General features: G+C 33.6%; 23 protein-coding genes. 13 read left to right on the top strand and 10 right to left on the bottom strand.

The window, feature by feature from the left end; translation table 11 throughout:
* The first annotated feature begins 41 nt into the window (after positions 1-41).
* The 3 genes from CHB81_RS13685 (at position 42) to CHB81_RS13675 (ending at position 4711) form a co-directional block, all read left to right on the top strand.
* The gene (locus CHB81_RS13685; protein ID WP_089352426.1) at positions 42-2588 is read left to right on the top strand and encodes an ATP-dependent Clp protease ATP-binding subunit; all 2547 of its coding nucleotides are present in this window, start codon (positions 42-44) and stop codon (positions 2586-2588) included.
* 140 nt (positions 2589-2728) lie between these two features.
* On the top strand, positions 2729-4099 hold the full coding sequence (gene rimK / locus CHB81_RS13680) for a 30S ribosomal protein S6--L-glutamate ligase (protein ID WP_089352425.1): 1371 nt from the start codon (positions 2729-2731) through the stop codon (positions 4097-4099).
* A gap of 93 nt (positions 4100-4192) precedes the next feature.
* Positions 4193-4711, top strand: a complete 519-nt coding sequence (locus CHB81_RS13675) for a DUF421 domain-containing protein (RefSeq protein WP_089352424.1) — start codon at positions 4193-4195, stop codon at positions 4709-4711.
* A gap of 76 nt (positions 4712-4787) precedes the next feature.
* On the opposite strand, the gene CHB81_RS13670 is transcribed toward CHB81_RS13675, so the two are convergent.
* From CHB81_RS13670 to hutH, 4 genes are all read right to left on the bottom strand, one after another.
* Entirely contained in the window at positions 4788-6173 is a 1386-nt protein-coding gene (locus tag CHB81_RS13670) for an SMI1/KNR4 family protein (RefSeq protein ID WP_176427528.1), read from the bottom strand.
* A gap of 161 nt (positions 6174-6334) precedes the next feature.
* Positions 6335-7669, bottom strand: coding sequence for an inorganic phosphate transporter (locus CHB81_RS13665; RefSeq protein WP_089352422.1), 1335 nt, complete (start codon positions 7667-7669; stop codon positions 6335-6337).
* Positions 7670-7702: 33 nt separating this feature from the next.
* Positions 7703-8347, bottom strand: a complete 645-nt coding sequence (locus tag CHB81_RS13660; RefSeq protein WP_089352421.1) for a DUF47 domain-containing protein — start codon at positions 8345-8347, stop codon at positions 7703-7705.
* 48 nt (positions 8348-8395) lie between these two features.
* On the bottom strand, positions 8396-9910 hold the full coding sequence (hutH, locus tag CHB81_RS13655) for a histidine ammonia-lyase (protein ID WP_089352420.1): 1515 nt from the start codon (positions 9908-9910) through the stop codon (positions 8396-8398).
* A 729-nt stretch (positions 9911-10639) separates the two neighbouring features.
* Between hutH and thrA the strand changes: the two genes are divergently transcribed.
* From thrA to thrC, 3 genes are all read left to right on the top strand, one after another.
* Positions 10640-13087, top strand: coding sequence for a bifunctional aspartate kinase/homoserine dehydrogenase I (gene thrA / locus CHB81_RS13650; RefSeq protein WP_089352419.1), 2448 nt, complete (start codon positions 10640-10642; stop codon positions 13085-13087).
* Positions 13088-13259: 172 nt separating this feature from the next.
* Positions 13260-14192: a homoserine kinase gene (locus CHB81_RS13645; protein ID WP_089352418.1), complete on the top strand. Its 933-nt coding sequence runs from the start codon at positions 13260-13262 to the stop codon at positions 14190-14192.
* A 443-nt stretch (positions 14193-14635) separates the two neighbouring features.
* Positions 14636-15925 carry a threonine synthase gene (thrC, locus tag CHB81_RS13640; protein ID WP_089352417.1) on the top strand — a complete coding sequence of 430 codons (1290 nt, stop codon included), beginning with the start codon at positions 14636-14638 and terminating at the stop codon, positions 15923-15925.
* A 75-nt stretch (positions 15926-16000) separates the two neighbouring features.
* Here thrC and CHB81_RS13635 read toward each other — a convergent pair whose 3' ends face one another.
* The 3 genes from CHB81_RS13635 to CHB81_RS13625 all read right to left on the bottom strand — a co-directional run bounded on the left by CHB81_RS13635 (position 16001) and on the right by CHB81_RS13625 (position 17536).
* Positions 16001-16315, bottom strand: a complete 315-nt coding sequence (locus tag CHB81_RS13635; RefSeq protein WP_089352416.1) for a helix-turn-helix domain-containing protein — start codon at positions 16313-16315, stop codon at positions 16001-16003.
* Between the two features lie 13 nt (positions 16316-16328).
* Positions 16329-16532, bottom strand: coding sequence for a hypothetical protein (locus tag CHB81_RS13630; RefSeq protein WP_089352415.1), 204 nt, complete (start codon positions 16530-16532; stop codon positions 16329-16331).
* Positions 16533-16600: 68 nt separating this feature from the next.
* The gene (locus tag CHB81_RS13625) at positions 16601-17536 is read right to left on the bottom strand and encodes a hypothetical protein (protein WP_089352414.1); all 936 of its coding nucleotides are present in this window, start codon (positions 17534-17536) and stop codon (positions 16601-16603) included.
* A 509-nt stretch (positions 17537-18045) separates the two neighbouring features.
* Between CHB81_RS13625 and CHB81_RS13620 the strand changes: the two genes are divergently transcribed.
* From CHB81_RS13620 to CHB81_RS13595, 6 genes are all read left to right on the top strand, one after another.
* Positions 18046-18279 (top strand): hypothetical protein, encoded by a 234-nt coding sequence (locus tag CHB81_RS13620; RefSeq protein ID WP_141130400.1) that lies wholly within the window; start codon positions 18046-18048, stop codon positions 18277-18279.
* A complete protein-coding gene (locus CHB81_RS13615) occupies positions 18266-19096 on the top strand; it encodes a serine hydrolase domain-containing protein (protein ID WP_089352412.1) in 831 nt (276 codons plus the stop codon). Before CHB81_RS13620 ends, CHB81_RS13615 begins: the two co-directional genes overlap by 14 nt.
* A 201-nt stretch (positions 19097-19297) precedes the next feature.
* Positions 19298-19825, top strand: coding sequence for a DinB family protein (locus CHB81_RS13610; protein WP_089352411.1), 528 nt, complete (start codon positions 19298-19300; stop codon positions 19823-19825).
* A gap of 24 nt (positions 19826-19849) precedes the next feature.
* On the top strand, positions 19850-20677 hold the full coding sequence (locus tag CHB81_RS13605; protein ID WP_089352410.1) for a hypothetical protein: 828 nt from the start codon (positions 19850-19852) through the stop codon (positions 20675-20677).
* Between the two features lie 132 nt (positions 20678-20809).
* Complete coding sequence (locus tag CHB81_RS13600) at positions 20810-21316, top strand: GNAT family N-acetyltransferase (RefSeq protein WP_089352409.1); 507 nt, start codon at positions 20810-20812, stop codon at positions 21314-21316.
* Positions 21317-21555: 239 nt separating this feature from the next.
* The gene (locus CHB81_RS13595) at positions 21556-22104 is read left to right on the top strand and encodes a HutD family protein (protein WP_089352408.1); all 549 of its coding nucleotides are present in this window, start codon (positions 21556-21558) and stop codon (positions 22102-22104) included.
* 269 nt (positions 22105-22373) lie between these two features.
* Here the strand turns inward: CHB81_RS13595 and CHB81_RS13590 are convergent, their stop codons facing one another.
* Entirely contained in the window at positions 22374-22943 is a 570-nt protein-coding gene (locus CHB81_RS13590; protein WP_089352407.1) for a Crp/Fnr family transcriptional regulator, read from the bottom strand.
* Positions 22944-23157: 214 nt separating this feature from the next.
* Between CHB81_RS13590 and CHB81_RS13585 the strand changes: the two genes are divergently transcribed.
* Positions 23158-24264: a polysaccharide lyase family 1 protein gene (locus tag CHB81_RS13585; protein WP_089352406.1), complete on the top strand. Its 1107-nt coding sequence runs from the start codon at positions 23158-23160 to the stop codon at positions 24262-24264.
* Positions 24265-24557: 293 nt separating this feature from the next.
* On the opposite strand, the gene CHB81_RS13580 is transcribed toward CHB81_RS13585, so the two are convergent.
* Together CHB81_RS13580 and CHB81_RS13575 are read right to left on the bottom strand one after the other, a co-directional pair.
* Positions 24558-24941, bottom strand: a complete 384-nt coding sequence (locus CHB81_RS13580) for a DUF3037 domain-containing protein (protein WP_089352405.1) — start codon at positions 24939-24941, stop codon at positions 24558-24560.
* Positions 24931-25713 carry a HipA family kinase gene (locus tag CHB81_RS13575; RefSeq protein ID WP_089352404.1) on the bottom strand — a complete coding sequence of 261 codons (783 nt, stop codon included), beginning with the start codon at positions 25711-25713 and terminating at the stop codon, positions 24931-24933. Before CHB81_RS13575 ends, CHB81_RS13580 begins: the two co-directional genes overlap by 11 nt.
* Between the last annotated feature and the right edge of the window lie 176 nt (positions 25714-25889).

Below are 25889 nucleotides of genomic sequence, written 5' to 3'. Positions count from 1 at the left end.
CAAACACTAATTCACTAAATTTACAATACCAATTATATATTATGGATGATAATTTTTCACCAAGAGTAAAAGATGTTATTACCTACAGTAAAGAGGAAGCCTTACGTTTGGGCCACGACTTTATTGGTACTGAACATCTAATGCTAGGCATTTTAAGGGATGGAAACGGAAAAGCTATTCATATACTTAATAACCTTGCAGTCGATTTAGATCATTTACGCAGGAAGGTAGAAATACTGAGTCCAGCCAATCAAAGCGTTGAAGTAAATGCCGAGAAGAAAAATCTTCATCTTACCCGTCAAGCGGAAAGAGCCCTGAAGACAACCTTTCTTGAAGCAAAAGTATTTCAAAGCTCGTCGATTAGCACGGCGCACTTGCTTTTATGCATCTTACGAAACGAAAACGATCCAACAACCAAGCTATTGAATAAACTAAAAATAGATTATGACATAGCTAAAGAACAATATTTAAACATGACTCCAAACGAAGAAGAATTCTTAGAAAACTTGCCAAGAAACGAATCGTATAATGACGATTCAGGACAAGATGACAGTCTTAAAGAAAGTAGTTTTAATAATCCCGCCAATAAGTCAAACAAAAAATCTAAGACTCCCGTTTTAGATAATTTTGGGAGAGATTTAACAGAAATGGCCGAGGAAGGAAAACTAGATCCGGTTGTAGGACGCGAAAAAGAAATTGAACGTGTTTCTCAAATCCTAAGCCGTAGAAAAAAGAACAACCCGCTTCTTATTGGAGAACCTGGAGTTGGTAAATCTGCTATTGCAGAAGGACTAGCTTTGCGTATTATCCAAAAGAAAGTATCTCGTATTCTTTTTCACAAACGTGTGGTTACTCTTGATTTGGCAAGTTTAGTTGCCGGAACAAAATACCGCGGTCAGTTTGAAGAAAGAATGAAAGCTGTAATGAACGAGCTGGAGAAAAATGACGACATTATTCTTTTCATTGATGAAATTCACACTATCGTAGGCGCTGGTGGAGCAACGGGTTCTCTTGATGCTTCAAACATGTTCAAACCTGCTTTAGCAAGAGGAGAAATCCAATGTATTGGTGCTACAACTCTTGATGAGTACAGACAATATATTGAGAAAGACGGTGCCCTTGAAAGACGTTTCCAAAAAGTAATTGTAGAACCAACTTCTGTTGAAGAAACGATCGCGATTTTGAACAACGTAAAAGACAAATACGAAGATCACCACAATGTAACTTATACTCAGGAAGCAATTGAAGCTTGTGTGAAATTAACAAACAGATATATGTCTGAGCGTTTCTTACCGGACAAAGCTATTGATGCTCTTGACGAAGCCGGATCTCGCGTACACATTACTAACATTGATGTTCCTAAACAAATTCTTGATTTAGAACGTCAGTTAGAAGAAGTTCGTGAAAACAAAAATATGGTTGTTAAAAAACAAAAATATGAAGAAGCAGCCAAACTTCGCGATGATGAAAAACGTATCGAAAAAGATCTGGCGGTTGCACAAGAACAATGGGAAGAAGATTCTAAAAACAACAGAATCGAAGTTACAGAAGATAATGTAGCTGATGTTGTTTCTATGATGACCGGAATTCCTGTAAACAGAATTGCACAAACAGAAAGTAATAAACTGGCTAAATTACCTGAATTGATTCAGAATAAAGTAATTGGTCAAAACGAGGCAGTTTTAAAAATTGCACGTTCTATTCAACGTAACAGAGCCGGACTTAAAGATCCTAACAAACCAATTGGTTCGTTCATTTTCTTAGGTCAGACTGGAGTTGGTAAAACTCAATTAGCAAAAGTTTTAGCAAAAGAATTATTCGATTCTGAAGATGCATTAGTTCGTATCGACATGAGCGAATACATGGAAAAATTTGCGATCTCTCGTTTAGTTGGAGCGCCTCCGGGATACGTTGGTTACGAAGAAGGTGGTCAATTGACTGAAAAAGTTCGTAGAAAACCATATTGTGTTGTACTTTTAGATGAGATCGAAAAAGCGCATCCTGATGTGTTCAATATGATGCTACAAGTTCTTGATGATGGATATTTGACTGATAGTTTAGGTCGCAAAATTGACTTTAAAAACACTATCATTATCATGACATCTAACGTTGGAGCACGTCAGTTAAAAGATTTTGGACAAGGTGTAGGATTCGGAACCGCTGCAAAAGTAGCTCAAGCCGATGACAACTCAAAAAGCATTATCGAAAATGCATTGAAAAAAACCTTTGCTCCTGAATTCTTAAACAGAATTGACGACGTAATCGTGTTCAACGCATTAGAAAAAGCCGATATTGATTTGATTATCGAAATTGAACTTGCAAAATTATATTCTCGCGTTTCTGAATTAGGATACAAATTAAATCTTACTGATAAAGCAAAAGCATTTATTGCAGAAAAAGGTTTTGACAGACAATTTGGAGCAAGACCTCTAAAAAGAGCAATCCAAAAATACGTTGAAGATTTATTGGCCGAAGAAATCATTACTTCAAAAATACATTCAGGTGACGAAATCTTAATGGATTTAAAAGATGACTCTCAAGAACTTTCAGTAGAAATACACAAAGCGGAAGAGCCAACTAATCAATAAATTATTTATTTTTTTTAACAAATTTAATTTACCCGTTACGTTTTCATAACATAACGGGTATTTTTTTTAGATAATTTACTATCTTTAGTAAAAGCAAATAGCTATTTTTGGCTATTAAATTTTATAATAAAAAACAACGTATGCTTCAAAACAAAGTCATTTTAGGTAGCGAAGAATGGTGCTCATTTCCAGAACTAGGAATTCCAACAATCAAGGCTCGTGTTGATTCTGGCGCCAAAACTTCGGCAATGCACGCCATAAACATAGCTCCTTTTATTAAAAATGATACCAATTGGGTAAAATTTGATATTAATCCTATTCAGAATAATATCAAAACCATTATTCATTGTGAAGCTCCCCTGGTTGACAAGAGAATTGTAAAAAGTTCAAGCGGATTTAGAGAACACCGTTATGTAATTCAAACGAGTATTAAACTTGGCGATGTAAAATGGCCAATCGAAATGACATTGACCAATCGTGACTCTATGGGTTTTCGAATGCTTTTAGGCCGTGAAGCCATGAGCGGACGTGTTTTGGTTGATCCCGAAGAAAAATATCTATTAGGACAACCTACTCCGGAATCTTTAAAAGAATTGTACCAAAACTCTGAAAAAGCAACCTCCGGCTTACGAATTGGACTTCTTGCCAGTAATCCTGAATTGTACAGTAATAAAAGAATCATGGAAGCGGGTGAAATGCGCGGTCATGAAATGCATTTTTTGAACATCAAGGAATGTTACATGAAACTGGATGCCAAAACTCCGGAGATTCATTACCGTGGCGGAAAAATATTAAATCAATTTGATGCTATTATTCCAAGAATCCGACCAAGCATAACGTTTTACGGATGTGCTTTAACACGTCAATTTGAAGCTTTGAAGGTTTTCGTTTTAAATTCGGCTACAGCCATAACACAATCGCGCGATAAATTATATTCGCTGCAATTGCTTTTAAATAGCGGAATTGATATTCCGACAACTGGTTTTGCTAATTCTCCTTTGGATACAGATAATCTAATTAAAATGGTTGGAGGTTCGCCTTTAATCGTAAAATTATTAGAAGGAACCCAAGGAAAAGGAGTTGTTCTGGCAGAAACCAAAAAAGCCGCAGAAAGTGTTATCAATGCCTTCAAAAGCTTAAATGCAAACATCTTAGTTCAGGAATTCATAAAAGAAGCCAACGGAAAAGACATTCGTTGTTTTGTAATTGACGGAAAGGTTGTTGCAGCAATTCAGCGTGAGGCAATGCCAGGAGAATTTAGAGCCAACATTCACCTTGGCGGAACTGCTTCTGTTATAAAAGTTACTCCCGAAGAAAAAAAGATCGCTATAAAAGCAGCAAAAGCTATGGATCTAAAAGTAGCTGGTGTTGATATTATTCGTTCTTCAAAAGGACCTTTATTACTTGAAGTAAACTCTTCTCCGGGTCTTGAAGGAATCGAAGGCGCAACAAACAAAGATATTGCCGGAGAAATGATCAGAGCAATCGAAAAGAATTTTAAATTAAGCTAATTCACTTTAACTTAATATTTCATACTTATTTTAGCAGCTTTGTCAAAGTTTAAAACTTTGACAAAGCTTTTTTTAAAACTAAATTGTAAAAGAATGACATTACTTCCATATATAGACATCAGTTTAAGAAGCCTTGCTGTCTATTTTTTCATGACGATTGCCTTGAGAATCTTCGGTAAAAAAGAGCTTTCTCAATTAAACACTGCCGACATTATTCTGATTTTACTAATTAGTAATTCCGTGCAAAACGCGATGGTTGGTCCTGATACAAGTCTTTCAGGAGGATTGATTGCTGCTTCGGTTTTGTTTATAATCAACTTTATAATCAAAAAACTAACACATAAATATAAAATAGTTAATGATCTGCTTCTGGACAAACCCGAAATCCTGATTCATAACGGAACATTGGATTTTGATGCTCTAAGCAAATTAGACATTTCACACGAAGAATTAAAAGAAGCGGCACGTGAACATGGTTTAGAACATTTAACAGATATAAAGCTCTGTACACTAGAAATTGACGGTACAATAAGCATTATTTCGAAAGACAAAACCAACTTAAAAGAAACTCATTACAAGCGCAAGCACAATCATAAGAATTTAAGAAAGTGATTCTTTCAACGGAATAAATACTTTACAAAAAAAAGCTAGTTTCAAATAAAGAAACTAGCTTTTTGTTTTTGCGATTCTACTTTTTAACTTCGCCAATAAAATAGTTATCTACATCGATCTTTTTTATTGTTTTGTTTGTTAAACCATATGATTTAAGTCTATGATTCAGGTTTACTAAAATATAATCTTTTTCTCTTGGAAATTTTTCAGCAACCATCTTATAATGCGGTAAAATTTTTCGATCTTCTACTCCATCCAGAGCCTGCAAAACCGTATGAATTACTCTATTTGAAGCATCAGAAAGACCTGCTATAAAAGTATCTATATAATCAGCTTTATTTTTCAATTGACCAAGTGCATAATAAGAACTAATTCTTATGTTTTTATTTTTATTAGAAGTAAAAGGAATAAGAATACCACCGTAATCCAAATCTGTTTCTTTTAACAAATAAGTACACAATCGAAACGTTTCTTCATCTTTTATTGCATCAGCATTTGACTTGATCGTTTCAAACCAATCGGAACTTTTGTCTTTTGCATACCAAAATATACACTGAAAAACTTCTAACAAACTCTCTTTTGTAAAATCAAGCAAATGAGGATACGCTCGTTCGTAATCAAATTTAGTAAGGATTTGAAGTAGTCTTTTTTGAATTGCACCAGAACTTAATTTATATTGTTCTTCTACTAAATTAATAGTTTCCAGATCGAGATTTTTCTTTTTTAAGATCCCAAATAAACAGTCCATTTTGGTATCAATTGTATGCGTTGAAAAATACACCTCAAAAATATGACTGCTTATTCCTCCCAATGTATATCGGAACAAATCAGGATCAGCCGCCTTTATATTTTCAGGTATAATTTCGTCAAGCCATCTCTCATACCAATCTAAAAAATTTGATTCAAAAGTGAAGTGTGGTTTTTGCCTGTCACTATCTATATTCACAATTCTTCCTTTAAATTCCCCGTTTAAAACAAGTGCATGATAATAGGTGCAACCCTGACTGCCGAGAGGCAATAATCCCGAAAATATTTTACCTAATTCGAGATCAAATTCTTCCTCAGAAATAGCATCATTCTCTTCAATATTTTTATTGAGATCAGTCCAAAATTTATCAGACATTTTTGGAGAGATTTTACAATCTTCTTTTAAGTAGCTTTTGGTATTTTCATAGATAAATTCATTTGTGTTTTTTCCTAAAGCATAAATTCCGTAGTAAGGTCCGCCAGCAGAATTTGAATCTGAAATTCCACCATTTCCTACATGAAGTAAAAACTCTTTATACGCTTCTGGAAGTTCCAGATTATACTCTTTTTCGAAATCAGAAATTTCTTTTTTACTTACCGTTTCTCCCACAAAATATTTATGATTCGCCGCGCCAAAAAACTCTAAGTTTTTATCGGCATCTTTTGCCATAACCAACTTGCTTTTGATTCTTTCGATCTGATTTAAGTAATCCATTTTCAATCTTTATACCTTCTTATTTTACAGTAAATATAAATACATTCTAACTTAAACAACTAACAAAATAAAACAAAAAAGCCGGTTTCAATAAAGAAACCAGCTTTTTTTATGTCGATAAAATGTGATTTAAGATCTCACATTTTACAAAAATCTTTTTACTATGAAATAAATACGCTTAATACAAAGTACACCAATCCTGCTAAAATAGCCGAAATAGGAATCGTTAATATCCAAGCCCAAATCAAACTTACAGTTACTCCCCAACGAACGGCAGATACACGTTTTGTTAATCCAACCCCAATGATAGAACCTGTAATTGTATGTGTTGTACTTACCGGAATTTTTAAGTGTTCTGTAAAGTAAAGTGTCAAAGCTCCGGCAGTTTCAGCTGCTACACCTTCAAACGAAGTTACTTTTGTGATTTTAGAACCCATTGTTTTCACAATTTTCCAACCACCACTCAAAGTTCCTGCTGCAATAGCAGAATAACAAGCTAATGGAATCCAACCTGGCATTACTCCTTTTACACCTAAATCATCATTTGGTAAAACAACATCTAACCAAGAATCCATATGAACACCCGGATTAGTATGAATATAAACCGCTACAGCTGCAGCAATAATACCCATTACTTTTTGAGAATCATTTCCTCCGTGTCCTAAACTGAAGGCTGCAGAAGATAATAATTGCATTTTTTTCAAAGCAGCATCAGCCTGATGAAGGTTTAAACTACTGAATATTAAACAAAATGCACTTACTGTTAAGATAATAAAGGCTACTAAAAACCATTTAATATTATGAGGATCAAAAGCTACACTCCAAAAATGAGATGCAAATCTAGGTTTATCGATATCAGCATAAGGCACCATTAGATTACTAACAAGCCAAACCGTCGCTATCATTAAAGTAACTGTAAATATTTTAGGACCTATAATTTTTCGAGAAGCATTTAATAACCAGATCGAAATTAAATAAGATGCTAAAGCCCCCAATAATGGTGCTAAAACAATAAAAGCAATAATGATAATAACTCCCGAAGGCATTCCGCCATCTTTTCCTGCTTTATACCAGCTTACAATTTCGTACCAATAATGAGTAACTCCATCTTCGCCAACATAACCAGAAAAACCATGTACAGCGATCGCATGAGCTACTGCTGCCCCGGCAAAACCACCAATTAATGTATGTGATGAACTTGAAGGAATTCCTAACCACCAAGTCAATAAATTCCAACAAATCGCTGCAATAACCCCAGCTAGAATCACGACCAGGTTAATCTCCATAGTGTGCGCCGTTTTTGCAACAGTATCCGCAACACCAAATCCGAAAACCCAATAGGCCAGAAAGTTAAAAAATGCTGCCCAAAGAACGGCCTGAAAAGGCGTTAAAACCTTTGTAGCAACAACGGTTGCTATAGCATTTGCCGCATCATGAAAACCATTGATGTAATCAAAAATTAAGGCTAGTACTATAATAATTATAAGTAGCGTCATAAAATTATAACTTCAGAATGAAATAAATTGAATTTAAGAATGTTTTACAGAAATAGATTCCAGTATGTTCGCAACACTCTTACATTTGTCAGTTGCTGATTCTAAAACAGATAACACCTCTTTATATTTAATAATATTTTTAGCGTCTGTTTCGTTTTCAAAAATTTCAAAAACTGCTTTGTTATAAACGTTATCAGATTTGTTTTCTAGTTTATTAATTCTAGCACAAGCTTCTTTAATAATGTTCATGTTTTTCAAGTTGCTCAACTCTTTTACAGCACTGTCAATGTTTTGACAAGCTTCAAGGTTGATTTCTGTCATCTTTCTGATAGATTTTGTAATCTTATCAACTTGATATAATCTCATTCTGCTTGCTGCACCGTGAAGGTAATCAGCAACGTTATCAATTGAAGTAATTAATGTATGAATATCCTCTCTATCGAATGGAGTAATGAAATTTCTGCTCAATTCAAGATTGGTTTGACGTGTAATGTCTTCTCCTTTTTGCTCTAATTCATCAATTTTCTGAAAAAGAACTTCTCTTTCTTTTAAAGGAAGATTTACAGCTTCGTGTAAATTAGAAGCTAATTCAATTAAATTGCTTGAAGCCTCTTCAAAAAGTGGAAAGAATTTCTTGTCTTTCGGCACTAAAAATTGGAAAATACTGTTTATTGACATTTTTTTATTTTTGATAGTGCAAAATTACTTCATTATTACTTTGTCATGTTAAGCCATTGTTAACAAATCGTTTTCAATTTGGAAACTATTCAGAAATACCACCGTTTTTTCTATGTCATAATGTAAGATTCTATCCTCTTTTACCAAAGGCACAACTTCTCTGTAGCTGTTCAAAAACATTTCGATGAAATCACTAGATTTTAAAGGCGCTCTGTAAGCAATTGCCTGAGAAGCATTCATTAATTCAATAGCCAAAATACGCTCTAAATTATCCATAACACGCAATGCTTTTGTAGCTCCATTTGCTCCCATACTTACATGATCTTCTTGTCCGTTACTAGAAACAATACTATCAATACTTGACGGAGTTGCCAATTGTTTATTCTGACTTGCAATACTTGCAGCAGTATATTGTGGAATCATAAATCCTGAATTTAATCCCGGATTATCCACCAAAAATGCCGGAAGATTACGCAAACCTGAGATCAATTGGTATGTTCTTCTTTCAGAAATACTTCCTAATTCAGCCAACGCAATTGCCATAAAATCTAAAGCTAAGGCTAAAGGTTGTCCGTGGAAATTTCCTCCAGAGATAATCTGATCTGATTCAATAAATATATTTGGATTATCTGTAACCGAATTAATTTCGGTTTTGAATACTTTTCTAACGTAATCAATCGCATCTTTAGAAGCACCATGAACCTGAGGAATACAACGGAAAGAATACGGATCCTGAACGTGTTTTTTCTCCTGTGCAATGATTTCACTTCCTTCTAAAAACTCATTGACACGTTGAGCCGTAACAATTTGACCTTTGTGAGGACGTATAAAATGGATCAATTCGTTGAAAGGCTCAATTCTTCCATCAAAACCTTCTAAAGAAATTGTTCCAATTAAATCAGCTAAATAAGAATATTTATAAGCTTTCAATAAAATATGAGCTCCATAAGCGCTCATAAACTGAGTTCCGTTTAATAATGCTAAACCTTCTTTTGACTGTAAAACGATTGGTTCCCAGTTAAAATGTTTCAAAACTTCGGCAGAAGCTACTTTTTTACCTTCAAAAAGCACTTCTCCTTCTCCTAATAAAGGTAAAGATAAATGTGCCAATGGCGCTAAATCTCCAGAAGCTCCAAGTGAACCCTGTGTATAAATTATAGGTAGAATATCATTATTATAGAAATCAACCAAACGTTGTAAAGTCTGTAATTGAATCCCTGAATGTCCATAACTTAAAGATTGAATTTTAAGCAATAACATTATTTTTACAATCTCAGCTGGAACTTCTTCCCCAGTTCCGCATGCATGCGATTTTACCAGGTTTTCCTGAAGTTGTGATAAATTTTCATTTGAGATTTTCACATTACAAAGTGATCCAAAACCTGTATTGATACCATAAATAGGTTCAGAATGTGAAGCCATTTTTTTATCTAAATAATCTCGGCACTTTTGCACATTTACCTTAGCTTCTTCTGATAATTCAAGTGTTTTTTGATTTACAATAATTTCTTGTAAAGCTTCTAAACCTAAAGTTTCTGTACTTATATAATGGATTTCTCTCATGATGTTTATAATTTTAGATCCCAAAATTCAACAAATCAATATTAAAAAGCAACATTTGTTCATAATAATTAAAATTAGACCAATACAAATTCTCCACTTTTAACTTTTTCACAATACTAATCACACAAAATCAACTCCTTATTTTGCTTTCGGGAAATTATTTTTTTAGAATGCAGAAACAAAAATCAAAAAAAACCAATTCCTACTTACCATATAGGCTAAATTAGCTTTATTTCGAAGCATTTTTCTTAAAAACCAAGCTATTAACTCTTACTGACCTCAGCAAAAACACATCTAAATATACGAATCCATCAATTTATCATAATCTATCCTGACAAAAACTCAATATTAATTTCATGAGATTTGAATTATTAAAATATTCGTAAAAAAGACATTAAAGGTTTTTAACTTTTATAAAAAACTGTACTTTTGAAAAATCAAAAATGAAAAGTAACAGCGCAAAATATCAATCTTCAATGACAACTCAAACTAGAGTTGCAATTGCTGCTACAATTATTTCTACTACAACAACTACTACCCCTTAGGGGTATACATTTTACATATAATCCTGGTTATCTATACTTTTTTTCTTGAAAGAAGAAAGGCATTGGATACATAAAAAACATTTACAAAGAAAAAAAAAGTCGCAGTTTTCAGTTTCAGTTCACAGTTGATAACCTTTGAACCTTTGTTACTCAAAATCTTTGCACCTTATTAAAAAACATCAAAATGAAAGTATTAAAATTTGGCGGAACTTCGGTTGCCAATGCTCAAAATATAAAACTCGTTCTCGAAATAATAAAACAAAATTCTAAACAAGATAAATTAGCTATTGTAGTTTCTGCTTTAAGCAAAGTGACTGATTTATTGCAATTAGCGGCATCAAAAGCAGCTGCAAACGACGAAAGCTTCAGAGAAATTGTTGCCGAAATCGAGAAAAAACACCTTGACACTTTAAAGGAATTAATTCCGGTAAGCGAACAAAGCAGCTTATTAAGCCACGTAAAAAGAATTATCAATCATCTTGAAACTTTATTGGACGGTTGCTTTTTATTAGGCGAATTATCTCCAAGAACAGCTGACACCATTTTAAGTTTTGGAGAGTTACTTTCGTCATATATTATCGCTCAGGCGTATCAGCAAATTGACAAAAATGTAGTTTACAAAGACAGCCGCGAATTAATCAAGACCAATAACAATTTTAGTAAAGCAGTTGTAAATTTCGAAGTTTCGAATCAATTGATTCAGGAATATTTTGGAGGAAATCAATCGCAAATCAATATTTTACCGGGTTTCATATCTCAAACTCTAGACGGAATCACTACAACTCTTGGCCGTGGAGGTTCTGATTATACTGCTGCAATTATTGCAGGAGCACTTCAGGCATCTCAATTAGAAATCTGGACTGATGTAAACGGTATGTTTACTGCAAACCCAAAAATTGTAAAACAAGCACGACCAATTGCGAATATATCTTACCAAGAGGCAATGGAATTGTCGCATTTTGGTGCAAAAGTGTTGTATCCACCAACAATTCAGCCGGTTTTAAGAAAAAATATTCCAATTTTAATCAAAAATACTTTTGAACCGGAAGCTGTAGGAACTTTAATTTCCAGTCAGGTTTCATCAAAAGATACTGTTGTAAAAGGAATCAGCCATATCGATCATATTTCGCTTGTAACACTTGAAGGTCCTGGAATGATTGGAGTTTCGGGTTCATCAAAGCGTTTATTCGAAGTATTGTCTCAGGAAAAAATCAATGTTATTTTTATTACTCAGGCTTCTTCTGAACATTCAATTTGTATCGGAATTTTAAATTCAGATGCAGAAAATGCCGAAGCTGCGATTAATAAAGCTTTTGAAGTGGAGATTTTACAAAACAAAATCGATCCTGCAATTGTAGAAAAAGATCTTTGCATTATAGCTTTGGTAGGCGAAAACATGAAAAACCACCAAGGTTTAAGCGGAAGAATGTTTAGTACTTTAGGAAAAAACAACGTAAATATCCGTGCCATTGCGCAAGGTGCTTCTGAGCGTAATATCTCGACTGTAATCAACGAAAGAGACGTTAAAAAAGCATTGAACACTTTGCACGAAAACTTCTTTGAAGAAAACACAAAACAGCTGAATTTATTCGTAATGGGTGTTGGAAATGTAGGTGAAAAATTCATCGAACAAATTCACAATCAAAGAAAGTTCTTAAAGGATAATTTGAAGATTAATGTTCGCGTAATTGCATTGTCAAACTCAAGAAAAATGCTTTTTGACGAAGATGGAATTTCTCTAAAAGACTGGAAATCGGCATTAGACAAAGGGGAACACGCTATTCCGACAGAATTTATTGCACGTGCCAAAGAACTGAATTTACGTAACAGTATTTTTGTGGATATTACTGCAAATGCAAGCGTTTCTGAAACTTACGAAAAATTCTTAAAAGAAAGTATTGCCGTTGTAACTTGTAATAAAATTGCCTGTTCATCAGCATACGACAATTATAAAAAACTGAAAAGTTTATCACGCCAATATAATGCTCCATTTTTGTTTGAAACCAATGTTGGAGCAGGATTACCAATTATCGATACCGTAAAAAACCTAATTGCTTCTGGCGATAAAGTGCATAAAATCCAGGCAGTTTTATCAGGAAGTCTAAACTTCATTTTCAATAATTTTGATACCAATAATTCTTTTCACGATGTTGTAAAAGAAGCCGGAGTTCAAGGGTTTACAGAACCTGATCCAAAAATTGACTTAAGCGGAATCGACGTTGCGCGTAAAATCCTGATTTTAATTCGCGAAAGCGGTTACGAAATGGATATTGACGCCATTGCAAACGAATCGTTCCTGCCTGCAGAATGTCTCGAAACAACAAATAACGAAGACTTTTTTGCTTCGCTGATTAAACACGCTTCGCATTTTGAGAAAATCTACGAAGAAGCTTTAGCCAAAGATTCAAGATTGAAATACGTAGCACAATTCGAAAACGGAAAAGCAAGCGTAGGATTACAATTCATCCCAAAAGATCACCCGTTTTACAATCTGGAAGGAAAAGACAATATCGTACTTTTCTACACAGATCGTTACGTAGATCAGCCTTTATTAATCAAAGGCGCCGGAGCCGGAGCAGCAGTTACCGCTTCAGGAATTTTTGCTGACGTTATTAGAATAGGAAACATATAAAATTTTGTTTCAGGTTTAAAATTTAACCGCAAAGTTTACAAAGAGCTACGCAAGGTTCGCAAAGCTTTGTTTTTTTCTTGTGTCCTTTGCGAAAAAACCTTGCGAACTTTGCGGTTAAACTCACAAAGTTTGACAACTTAAACTTTAAACCTGAAACCTGAAACAACAAAAAATGGAAATAAAATTATTCTGTCCCGCTACAATTGCAAATCTCTCATGCGGATTTGACGTACTTGGACTTTGCTTAGACAATGCGGGTGACGAAATGATTGTTCGAAAAGCAGCTCAAAAAGGAGTTCGTATTACTAAAATTGTTGGTGCCGATTTGCCTTTGGAAACCGAGAAAAATGTTTCGGGAGTTGCGGCTCTTGCAATGTTAGAAGCTTATGAAAGCCATTTTAACCCGATTGATTTTGGATTTGAAATTGAAATTTATAAAAATATCAAAGCCGGAAGCGGAATTGGAAGCAGCGCTGCAAGTTCTGCCGGAGCAGTTTTTGGAATAAATGAATTATTAGGAAAACCGTATTCTCGTAAAGATTTGGTGCAATTTGCCATGCAAGGCGAAAAATTAGCCAGCGGAAACGCACATGCTGACAACGTTGCTCCTGCCCTTTTGGGAGGTTTTACATTGGTAAGAAGTTATGCTCCGCTTGATATTATCAGAATTGATAGTCCTGAGGAATTATATGCAACGGTTGTTCATCCTCAAATTGAGTTGAAAACATCTGATGCACGTTCGGTACTGAAACAAAATGTTTCCCTAAAAAGTGCGATTATGCAATGGGGAAATGTAGGCGGATTAATAGCGGGATTATACACCAAAGATTACGATTTAATCGGAAGATCACTTCATGACGAAATCGTGGAACCTTTAAGAAGTGTTTTGATTCCGGGATTTGATTTAATCAAACAAACGGCTTTGGAAAACGGCGCTTTAGGTTCTGGGATTTCAGGTTCCGGTCCGTCGATTTTTGCTTTAAGCAGAGGAAAAAATACCGCAGACCAAATCGCCAAAGCCATGAGCGAGGTTTACGAAAACATGAATTTACCATATGAAATTCACGTTTCGAAAATTAATCCTGATGGCGTAAGAATTATATAACACGAATTGCACGAATTTACACAAATTGGATTGTGAGATTGTTAATTTAAATAATTCCGTTTGTCAGGCTGAGCGAAGTCGAAGTCCGCGCAAAGTATAGCACACAAAGATAATACACGAACAGTTTGTCATTTCGACCGAAGGGAGAAATTCTCGCAAGAAACTCGACAAAGATTAGACTCTCATTGCGGAGCTACTCGCGAGGATTTGCTTCGCCAGTCGCTATCGCTCGAGTCTCCTCCGTCGAAATGACAAAAAAGACGCTTAATTAAAAATCATTGAAATAAAAAAACATCACCACAAAGCGTTGCGATCTCTGCGTTTTCAAAAGAAACAATTTCCTTGCGCTCTTTGCGGTTAAATAAAACAACCATTGGAATTTGGAATTTTAAAAATTTGGAATTTATTTTTAAGAATCTAAAATCTAAAATCTAAAATAAACCATGAAATACTATAGTTTAAACCATAATGCACCTGAAGTTTCGTTCAAAGAAGCTGTGATACAAGGATTAGCGAGTGATAAAGGATTGTATTTTCCGCAAACTATTACGCCATTAAATCCTGCATTTTTTAATGTAATCGAAAATTTAACCCACAACGATATCGCTTTTGATGTGATTCAGCAATTTGTGGGTGATGAAATTCCGGAGGACAATTTAAGAGAAATTATAAAAGAGACTTTGTCTTTTGATTTTCCGGTTGTGGAAGTTGAAAACGGCATTTATTCGTTAGAATTATTCCACGGACCAACAATGGCTTTTAAAGACGTTGGAGCGCGATTTATGTCACGTTGTCTGGCGTATTTTAATAAAGATAAAAAAAACAGCAAAAATACCGTTTTAGTAGCAACTTCCGGAGATACTGGCGGTGCGGTTGCAAGCGGATTTCTGGGTGTTGACGGCGTTGATGTTGTCATTTTATATCCGTCAGGAAAAGTGAGTGATATTCAGGAAAAACAATTAACGACTTTAGGACAAAACATAAAAGCACTTGAAGTAGATGGTGTTTTTGATGATTGCCAGGATATGGTAAAAAAAGCATTTTTAGACGAAAGTCTGGCGCATAAAAACCTGACTTCGGCAAATTCTATAAATATTGCACGTTGGTTACCGCAAATGTTCTATTTCTTCTTTGCTTACAAAGCGTTGAAAAGCCAAAACAAACCGTTGATTTTCTCTTGTCCAAGTGGGAATTTCGGGAATATCTGCGCGGGAATTATGGCAAAAAGATTAGGACTACCAATTGAACATTTCGTAGCTTCTACAAACGTAAACGATACTGTACCTAGATTCTTAGAAAACGGAAAATATGATCCAAAACCTTCTAAAGCAACAATTTCTAACGCAATGGACGTTGGAAACCCAAGTAACTTTATCAGAATTCAGGAATTATACAATAATGATTTAAAAGCTTTCGAAAAAGATTTCTCATCATACAGTTATACGGATGAAGAAACACTTGTAGCTTTAAAAAACATCTATCAAGTCGATGGTTACATCGCAGAACCACATGGTGCTGTAGGTTATTTAGGTTTGAAAAAAGAATTGCAAAAACATGATAACGCAATTGGTATTTTCTTAGAAACAGCACATCCAATTAAATTTCTTGATGTTGTTGAACCGGCTTTAGGAATTACACTTCCGATTCCAGAACAAATTGAAAGTGTAATTAATGAGGAAAAAGTTAGTTTGAAGATTAAAACTTACGAGGAGTTAAAAAATTTCTTAGGATAAAAGCTTTCTTTTTCACTTATAATGATTAAAACAAAGGATATCTAGTCTCAAGAGATATCCTTTTTGTTTTATTTATTATTTTAAAGTCAAATCTTCTTTATCAATCGAAAAAATCTCTATTAAATAATTTTCAATACTTGGAGAAAGGATTTTATAAAGCGGTAACTTTTCTTTAGGTATATCATTTTCTGAAATACTCAAAAAATGAATTACAGCTACCGGTACTTTTAAAACTTCACTAAGTTTTTCTAGTGTTTCTGATTGAGGCTTAAAAGTACCGCTAATAATCTGTGATAACGCAGTAGGGCTTTTACCAATTAATTTGGCAACTTCTACTTGTTTCATATTTTGTTTTTTGATTAAAAGTTTAATTACTTTACCTATTTCCATAATAAAATTATTTTCATTGAAACATGGTTGCAATAGCTACACCTGTAGTTATTACTTCCATTAATTTAAACGCTATTTGAAGCTTTTCTTCATTTGTTTTTGCTTTTGGAATTTCTTCTTTTAGCCTTATTAACAGCTCCCTTGTAACATCATTCATCTCTACATTTAATAGAGCGTTATCGATTTGAGATATGATCTCTTCATTATTTTTTTTCATTTCTTTAATATTTTAATTTAAAAATCTAAAATATTAAGGTCTACAAAACCATTTAAACCTTAATTCGCCTAAGCTGTTAAAGAAAATGAATGATATTCGTCATCTAAGTTTTTGAAATGAAAACTATTTATTTTTCTAAAAAAATCTCTTTTATTTAAAGCACTCTTTTTAAAACAATTAGATATAGATATTATTAACTTGTTTAAGATTTCTAATTCGAAAACAGTGCTATTAATCGTCTCTTCTAATTCTTCAATTCTCGTGAAATGAGTCCAAAGGAAATCTTCTAAACCAATAGTATATGTGAAATCGAAATCACCATTTATAATATAGTCTTTCAGATTTTCTAAACTCTGTTTACGCTGAGTATAGTTATGGTCTAATATTTCTCTTGTAGATTGATAAAGACTATTGCAAATATCAGTATAACTAATACTTCCGTTTAAAACTTTTTCTACATCTTTACTTATTTCATCCTTTAGAATACGATTCTTTGCTACATCGGATTCGGCAAAAGATTGCAAACTTTCATAATGGTCTAAATTTTTAAAACTACTATGAAATTTTAAATTATCAGAATCCCACTTTGATTTTGGAGCAAAATGTTCCACATCCCAAGAATTTGATATACTTACTTCTTTATATTTTGAAGTAATTGGTAAATAAAATGAAGAATTAATCTTCTCCAAATGTTTTTGGGAACGCACAAATTGTTGTAAATCATCCCATTTATTAGACATTTCATTACTATTGAATGACTTATAAAATTTTAGTGAATTTTTATTAATATCAAAATCAACAGTTGTTGACAAATTTTGACATTTAGAAAACAAACTATTTGATTCTTCAATTTTCGAAATTATCGAATTGTATTTCTTACAATCAACATAAGCTTTACTAAATTGAGATTGAATTTTCATTGCATTAGAAAATTTCTCAACTGCTTTTAATTGAGCATTAAGTCCTGAAGAGAAATTGACAATATTTTCTAATGAATTTTTCATGTTACAAATTTAAGTCATACTTAAATAATACACAAGTTTATTTTACTATTTTTTTGTTAAATTTTAGAAGCCCTTATTATAGAGCAGGAAACTTTTAAAATATTATGATACAAGTAAATCTACTATTTCCCTAGACAGTGCAAACGTCCCGTTCGTAGAACACAAAGAAATTCAAGAACAAATTTTTAAAGGATGCAAGTGAACACAAAAAAAGAGACCTTAACTAAGATCTCTTTCTAGAATTAATATATCTTCAAAAAACGGTTATTTCCCGTTTAATAATTTTTCTAAATATTCAACTTTCTCTTTTTCAGCATATAGAGGAGAAACTTCCAAAAAAGGCTCGACAACCGAAGCTAATTTATTAGAAAGAAAAAGAACCAACAAACAAGAATTAAAATCTTTTTTAGGGTAAATATTTATTCTTTACAGAAAACAGATTAACAAAGATTCTATTACTTTTGTGTTTTATCCCTTATCATAAAAACACAAAAGTAATTTTACCAAAAATGAAAAACAAGTTACCTTTTCTTTCTATTGCTTTACTCCTGTTTTTCATATCAAACCAGACCATTTTTGCTCAAAAAGATAATTATAGCGTCAAAATAGACAGCTTGATTAAAACAACTTCGGTTCGACCTTTTAACGGTACAATTCTCGTATCTCAAAATGGAAAAATCAAATATTCTAAAGCCTACGGCTATTCTGATTTTGTAAAAAAAAACACCTCTGAAATTAGATGACCCTTTTGTTATTTTATCCAATAGCAAGCAAATTACCGCTGTTCTGATTCTTCAGCAAGTAGAACTAGGGAAAATAGTTTTAAATACTGCTATAAAAAAATACTTGCCAAACATAAAACAACCTTGGACAAGTACTGTAACTGTCGAAAATTTATTAAATCATACTTCGGGCATTGTTGATTTAGAGAAGCCAGCAATTTTTCCTGCCGGAACTCAATTTAAATACTCCGATTTAAATTATATTTTACTAGCTCAAATTTTAGAAAGAGTAACTAACAAAACTTATGAAACTGTTGTAACCGAATTGTTCAAGAAGAACTACATGAAAGATAGTTTTTTCCCTAATGCCTCTAACCAGAATGAGGTCGTAAACGGTCGTCAATTTTTTAAAGACAATACAACTAAAGAAATTAAAGGTGTTATTGTTCCTAAAGAGCGAATTCCTGCTGCAGGACTTGTTAGCACGGTCGAAGACTTAGCTCTTTGGAATAATTTGTTACATAATGGTAAACTTTTAAACTTAGTAACTTATGGCCGAATGACTAGTTATACGATCACAAATCAACATTCGGTTTTTGGTGATAAAGAAATTGGTTATGGATATGGGATTCGAGTAAACGATGAAGCAAAAATTAAAGAATTTGGTCATACCGGAATTGTACCTGACCAAGGATTTACATCGGTAAATTTATATTATCCAAAAACCAAAACAAGCGTGATTGTTCTGGAAAACCAAACCTTTGAAAATTTTGATATCGCTTATTATTTTGAAACTGAAATTCGAAAAATCGTACTCAATAGTGGATTACTGGATTAAGAAAATTGAATGATTTAAAGATTGAAAAATTAAATGAAAAGCTACAAGTATAAATTTTGTAGCTTTTTTTATAAAAATCAATTTCATCATTAAATTTCTATAAGTGAAATCATTAAGTTTGAAATAAATAAACTAAGCCATTTTTATATCCGTTTGTATTATATTTTTTGAACCCCATAAAACATCAAAAATAAATTAATCATGAAATTAATAACAAAAGCAAAAAAAGGTGAATACCCTGAATATGCAGAAATGTATATGAAACTATTATCTGATGACGGTTTGATTTTAAAACATCTGAAAGATAATTTTTTGATGATAAAAGACTTCATATATTCTTTACCCGAAGAAAAATTATTACATCGTTATGAAGAAAACAAATGGAGTATTAAAGAAATATTAGTGCATATCATTGATGACGAGAGAATTTTTTCTTATCGCGCATTGCGATTTGCAAGAAATGAAAAACTAAACTTAATTGGGTTTGACCAAGATTCTTATGCTACTTATTCTGGAGCAGATAAACGAGATTTAGATAATATTTTTGAAGAATATGAAGCCGTAAGAAATTCTACAATTGCTCTTTTTAATGGGCTTCCTGAAGAAGCATTTGACAGAATGGGACATGGTACCGGAACTGCAAATGATGCAACTGTCAGAGCATTGGCTTATCATATTGCAGGACACGAACTTCATCATTTTAATTTTATCAAAGAAAACTATTTGTAGAAAAGAAATCTAAAACCAATCAAAATGAAAAAAAATATTTTTTATGTTTTATTGCTATTTATAATAAGTTTTTCGGGTATTGCTCAACATTCTTTAAATAGAATTTGGATAACTGATAGTATTTTACCAATTCCTGAATCGGTATTATATGACAAAACAGATCAGATTTTATACACCTCTTTAATGGATGGTTCACCAGCTGAACGTGACGGAAAAGGAAGTATAGGAAAATTAGCTACTGATGGGAAAATCATTAATTTAAATTGGATACCAGGTTTAAATGCCCCAAAAGGAATGGCAAAATTCAAGAATAAATTATTTGTAGCCGACCTTACGGAAATTGTAATTATAGATATAAAACAACAAAAAATATTAAAAAAAATAACCATTGATGATTCCAAAATATTAAACGATGTAACTATTGATAAAAAAGGAGTTGTTTATGTATCTGATCCAAAAGTTGGTAGGATTTTCAAATTAGAAAATGATATTGCAACTGTTTATTTAGAAAATCTAAACAAGCCAAATGGTTTAAAATTTATCGATACTGATTTGTATTTTTTAGACAATGGTTCATTATACAAAATGGATGATAAAAAGAACAAACAACTTTTGGCAGAAGGCATGGATGAAAATACAGATGGAATTGAGCCGATAGCAGACAGTGAGTTTATTGTGAGTTGCTGGACTGGAGTTGTTTATTATGTAAATAAAGATGGCTCAAAAGAAATTCTTTCGGATACCAGAAAAGAGGAATATTACTCCGCAGATATAGGACTCGACAATGAGAAAAAAATAGTCTATGTCCCTTCTCTTTTCAAAAAAACCATAGCAGCATATTCACTTAGGTAAAACAAGAATAAAAGTCTGTCTTTCCTTTTAAATTATCTATTTTAGAAAACCCTTATTATAAACTAAAAGCTACAACTATAATTTTGTAGCTTTTTTTATCTTTGAAAAATCAATCACAAGAATATATTACTCATGATTACAAAAGCATCTTTACAAGACATTCCAGCATTAAATATCTTAATCAATTCAGCTTACAGAGGCGAAACTTCAAAAAAAGGCTGGACTACAGAAGCCAATTTACTTGGAGGAAAAAGAACAAACGAAGAAGAATTGACAGAAACAATTCTAGATCCTAAAAACACAATTCTTAAATATACCGAAGACAATAAAATTATTGGATCGGTTTTGTTAGTAGAAAAAGAGCATCAACTGTATTTGGGAATGCTAACGGTTTCGCCCGAATTGCAAAATAGCGGAATTGGCAAAAAGATGTTGGCTGAAGCCGAAAATCACGCTAAAACTTTGGGTTTATCGAGTATTATTATGACGGTTATTTCAGTCCGTGAAGAGCTTATTGCTTGGTACAAACGCCATGGTTATGTTGATACAGGCAAAAGAGAAGCTTTTCCTGAAAGCGGAATTCATGTTACGATTTCGGAGAAACCTTTGGAGTTTATTTATTTCGAGAAAAGGATTTAAACAGGTTTTACCACAGAGATACACAGAGATTTTGCGCAGAGATTCGCTAAGGTTTTTTTAATCTCGCAAAGACGCGAAGTCGCAAAGTTTCTTTTATATTTCTTTGCTCCCGAAGCCTCGGGACTGCGACTTTGCGAGATTTTCAATTCTTACGTTAGACGCACTGCTGTGCGTCTCTACAAAAAAACCTTTGCCTCTTTGTAACTTTGCAACTTTGAACCTTTTTTAAATAATAAAAAATGAACATACATCTTTTGCCTAAAAAAGATAGTAAAGCCTCTATTTGGAGCGGTGGATTGACATATGAATATATGATCTATCCGGAAACAGCAAACTATACCAATAGAGATTTTACATTCAGAATAAGCAGTGCTACAATAGAAGAAGTGCCTTCAGTGTTTACCAAATTTAAGGGCTATCACCGCTACTTGGTAATGCTTGATAACAGCTTATATATTGAGGTAAACAAAGAAAAAAAAGTGCATGAGAAATATGAAATCATGGAGTTTAACTCAGATGATGAAGTGACTTCTTATACAAAAGGTATTGATTTTAATTGGATGGTTTCTGAAAAAATAAGCCATCACAAACTAGAAATAACAAATGGTTATCAGAATTGTAATGTTCCAGTAATAATTTTATTTTCTTTTGATACTACAGTTATTAAAATTAATGAGAAGTCATACGATCTGGAACCTCATGATTTATTAGTAATCGAAAATCCAGAAAAGGAAAATATAATGCTTCATTTTTCTAATGAATGCCTATTTGGAATACTGGATTTTTAATGAGAATCATGTATGGTTTTACCACAGAGATTCACAAAGGTTTTGCGCAGAGATTCGCTAAGTACGCCTCTACGGAAAACCTTTGAACCTTTGTTACTCTGTACCTTTGTACCTTTTTTAAAGAATACATGAGACGCACTACTGTACGCCCCCACGGAAAAACCTTTGTTCCTTTGTCACTCTGTACCTTTAAACCTTTTTTTAACAAATACAGTTAGAGGCACTACTGTGCGTCTCTACGGAAAACCTTTGAACCTTTGAACCTTTTTCTAAACCTTCCTTTTAATTTTTGATAAAAATTCGTGTGAAACTCCTAGATAGGAAGATAAATTCCGGTTATTGATTTTATCAACTTTGTGTGAATATCTCTCTATAAACTCCAGATATCTTTGTTTAGAAGTTTTATTCAATACATCTAAAAGCCTTTGCTGAATCGCAATATTGGCTTTTTCGACCATGAGAATATGAAACTGGATCAACTTGGGCACTTGCTCAAATAAGAGTACTTTATTGGCTTTGCTAATCACCAGAATTTCGCTGTCTTCAATCGCCTTGATATTATAGGTTGTTGGCTTTTGATGATAGAAACTTTCGAGATCGCACATCCATTCGTTTTCGAATGAGAAAAAAATAACACTTTCGTTGCCATTATCATTCAAAATATAGGTTTTGAAAGCTCCTTTGAGAATAAATCCTTCATAAGAACTGTTGGAATCCTGAATTTGCAGGAATTCATTTTTTTTAAGTTTTATAAACTCTGTCTTCTCCAGTATTAATTTCCATTCTTCATCCGTTAGTGGTATTTTACGTTCAATAGTTAATCGTAGGTTTTTGTACATGTTTTTTACTTTTATTCTTACTCAGGGGCGTAAGTATGTGAATGAATTAAAAATAATGTAATCGATTACGCAAAAGTATAGCTTTTTGTAATGCGATTGGTGTTAAAAACACATTTAATAGTAAATTATTTTCAAAACATTGAACTTGTTCAACTTTTTTCATCCTAATTATGAGCAGATTTGCAGTCTTAACTATTTAACCAAACTTAATATTATGAAAATCAAATCAACATTTTCAGTGTTTCTATTAACACTTGTTTTCGGTTTTACAGCGTGTAATACCGAAGAAATTTCTTCTCCTGAAAACAGCGAGAATGCAACTAATAAAACTACCTCTTCCGGAAGTTTAACAGCAAAAGTTGGAAACTGTGCTGAGGTTCCCGGTTGGGCATCTCAAAATGGCAGTACAACGGGTGGCGGAACATCGGCAGAAACAACAGTTACTACTTATGCACAACTGAAATCGGCAATTGAAAACAGCGCCGTTAAAGTCGTAAAAGTTAGCGGTACAATTACCATTACTACAAGATTATCATTGCAGGACCAAAGTGGTAAAACTATTTATGGTGCAAGCGGTGCAAAACTAGTTTCGACCAATCAAACTAAAGATGGTTCTGGTATTATGAACATTAAAAGATGTACGAATCTAATCATCAGAAATTTAATTTTTGAAGGCCCGGGTGCTTACGATACTGATGGTTGGGACAATGCTATCTTAGACGATTGCCAAAATGTATGGGTTGACCACTGTGAATTTAGAGATGGTGTTGACGGGAACTTTGACATCAAAAACAAATCAGATTATGTGACAGTTTCGTATTGCAAATTTGGTTATCTAAAAGCGCCTAAAGCTGGAGGTCCCGGAGGTTCTGACGATCACAGATATTCAAATCTAATAGGATCAAGCGATGGCGCAACTGCCGATCGTGGAAAATTGAGAATTACTTTTGCTCGTTGCTGGTGGGCTCCCGGTTGTAAAGAAAGAATGCCAAGGGTTCGTTTTGGAAAAGTACATTTGATCAACAACTATTTTAATAGTACAGTAAGTAATAAATGTATTGCAGCAGGTTTTGAAGCTAATCTTAAAGTAGAAAACAATGTTTTTGAAGGTGTAAAAACGCCAATCGATTTAATGACAGGATACACAGCTGTTACAGCTGTTGGAAACGTATTTACAAATACTACCGGAAATACTGCAGGAAGCAATACTGCTTTTACTCCGCCCTATTCTATCGTAACGCTTGCGGCTTCGGCTGTTAAGGCTGATGTTACTGGTGGCGCTGGTGCTACATTTACAGGTAATACTTGTGGATCGTTTTAATAAAAATTGAGTTAGTTTTTAGTTTTTTACCATATAAGTTATTTAAGTAAATTTAAGTCTTTGGCTTTTTTTCTTAAATTGCTTATATGGTTGTTTTATTTTTGGTGCGAGATATTCGCGCAAAGTCGCAAAGTCACAAAGTTTTTTATATTCTTTGCGGCTTCGCGTCTTTGCGAGATTTTTTATAAATATTATGTTGGAGCACTGCTGTACGCCTCTACAGAAAACCTTAGAACCTTAGCAACTCAGAACCTCAGAACCTCAGAATCTTAAAAAAAACCTTTGAACCTCTACTAAAGAACTAACTCTTCGAATAAACGCTGAATCGTTTTTTCTAAATCCTCACACAATCCCGGATGCGGTCTTGAGGTTTGAATTGCTGAACTGCGAATGGCCGTTAACCAGCGAAAACGCTCCGGAATTTCCATTTGGGCGATTGGACCGCCGTCTTTGGCTCCGTTGGCAATTTTTTCTAATGCGGTTACATTGCAATGTAATTGTTCGATATCAAAATCGTTTGAAAGGGCTTCAATTTTAGTATCGTTTATGTGGTGCAATACTTTGATAAATTTGGCCTTTTTACAAAACAAAATGATTCCAATATTTAGGAATTCTTCGCGCTCCACTTTTGGTACCACACGAATTACGGCATACTCATATAAGTGACTATCTTGCATTTTGGGCTTGATTTACAAAGATTTCTGAATTATTTAATCGGGTTTGCAAAAACTGTAAGTAAACATTTCGCAAAGCTTCTGGGGTTTCATCAGTGTCTTCCCATTGCAGCCATTCGAGCGGAATTGTGTTTACAATTTCTTCAAGAATTACCGGTGTTAAAAGTGCTTTATATTCGGCATCGACTTCTTTTAAAAGTGTTGCTTGTGGCAATAAAACGTGATCTTTTATTAATGCAAACGGGCTTTTGGCATGTTGCTCCCAATTGTTCCAGGAATGATGAAAGTACAAACATGCTCCATGATCGATAAGCCATAATTCTTTATGCCAAATCAACATATTGGTATTTCTAAACGTACGATCTACATTGGTGATATATGCGTCAAGCCAAACAATTTGCGATGCTAATTTTGCATCTACAGTTGTTACAACGGGATCAAAAGTGATTGCACCTGATAAAAAATGAAGTGCGAGATTTAATCCCTGACTTCCTTGTAGTAAATCCTGAATTTCCTCGTCGCCTTCGCTTCGTCCAAAGGCTTCGTCAAGATTGGCAAAAACCAATTCCGGTAATTGTAATTTTAAGGCTTTTGCAATTTGTCCGCCTACCAATTCGGCAATTAAAGCTTTTACGCCGTGACCGGCTCCTTTAAATTTTAAGACATATTTAAAATCGTCATCGGCTTCTGCCAAAGCGGGTAATGAACCGCCTTCGCGTAAAGGCGTTATGTAACGTGTAACATTTACGGTTCTTAGATCGAAATTGTTTTTCATAAGCAGTATTTACTGAACTACAAACTTACGAATTTAGATTTCTGATTGCAGAGTTTAGATTTTAGATTTTTCTTGCTTTACGGTAAAGTTTTAAAAATAATCTCGCAATCCCGATAGCTATCGGGAGCAAAGACGTAAAGTTTTGTATTCCTGAGCGAAGTCGAAGGCGCGCCAAT

The organism is Flavobacterium sp. ov086 (assembly GCF_900187965.1).
Lineage (GTDB): Bacteria > Bacteroidota > Bacteroidia > Flavobacteriales > Flavobacteriaceae > Flavobacterium.
Note: the sequence above shows the minus strand (reverse complement) of the source record. Positions and strands in the feature narration are given on the sequence as shown.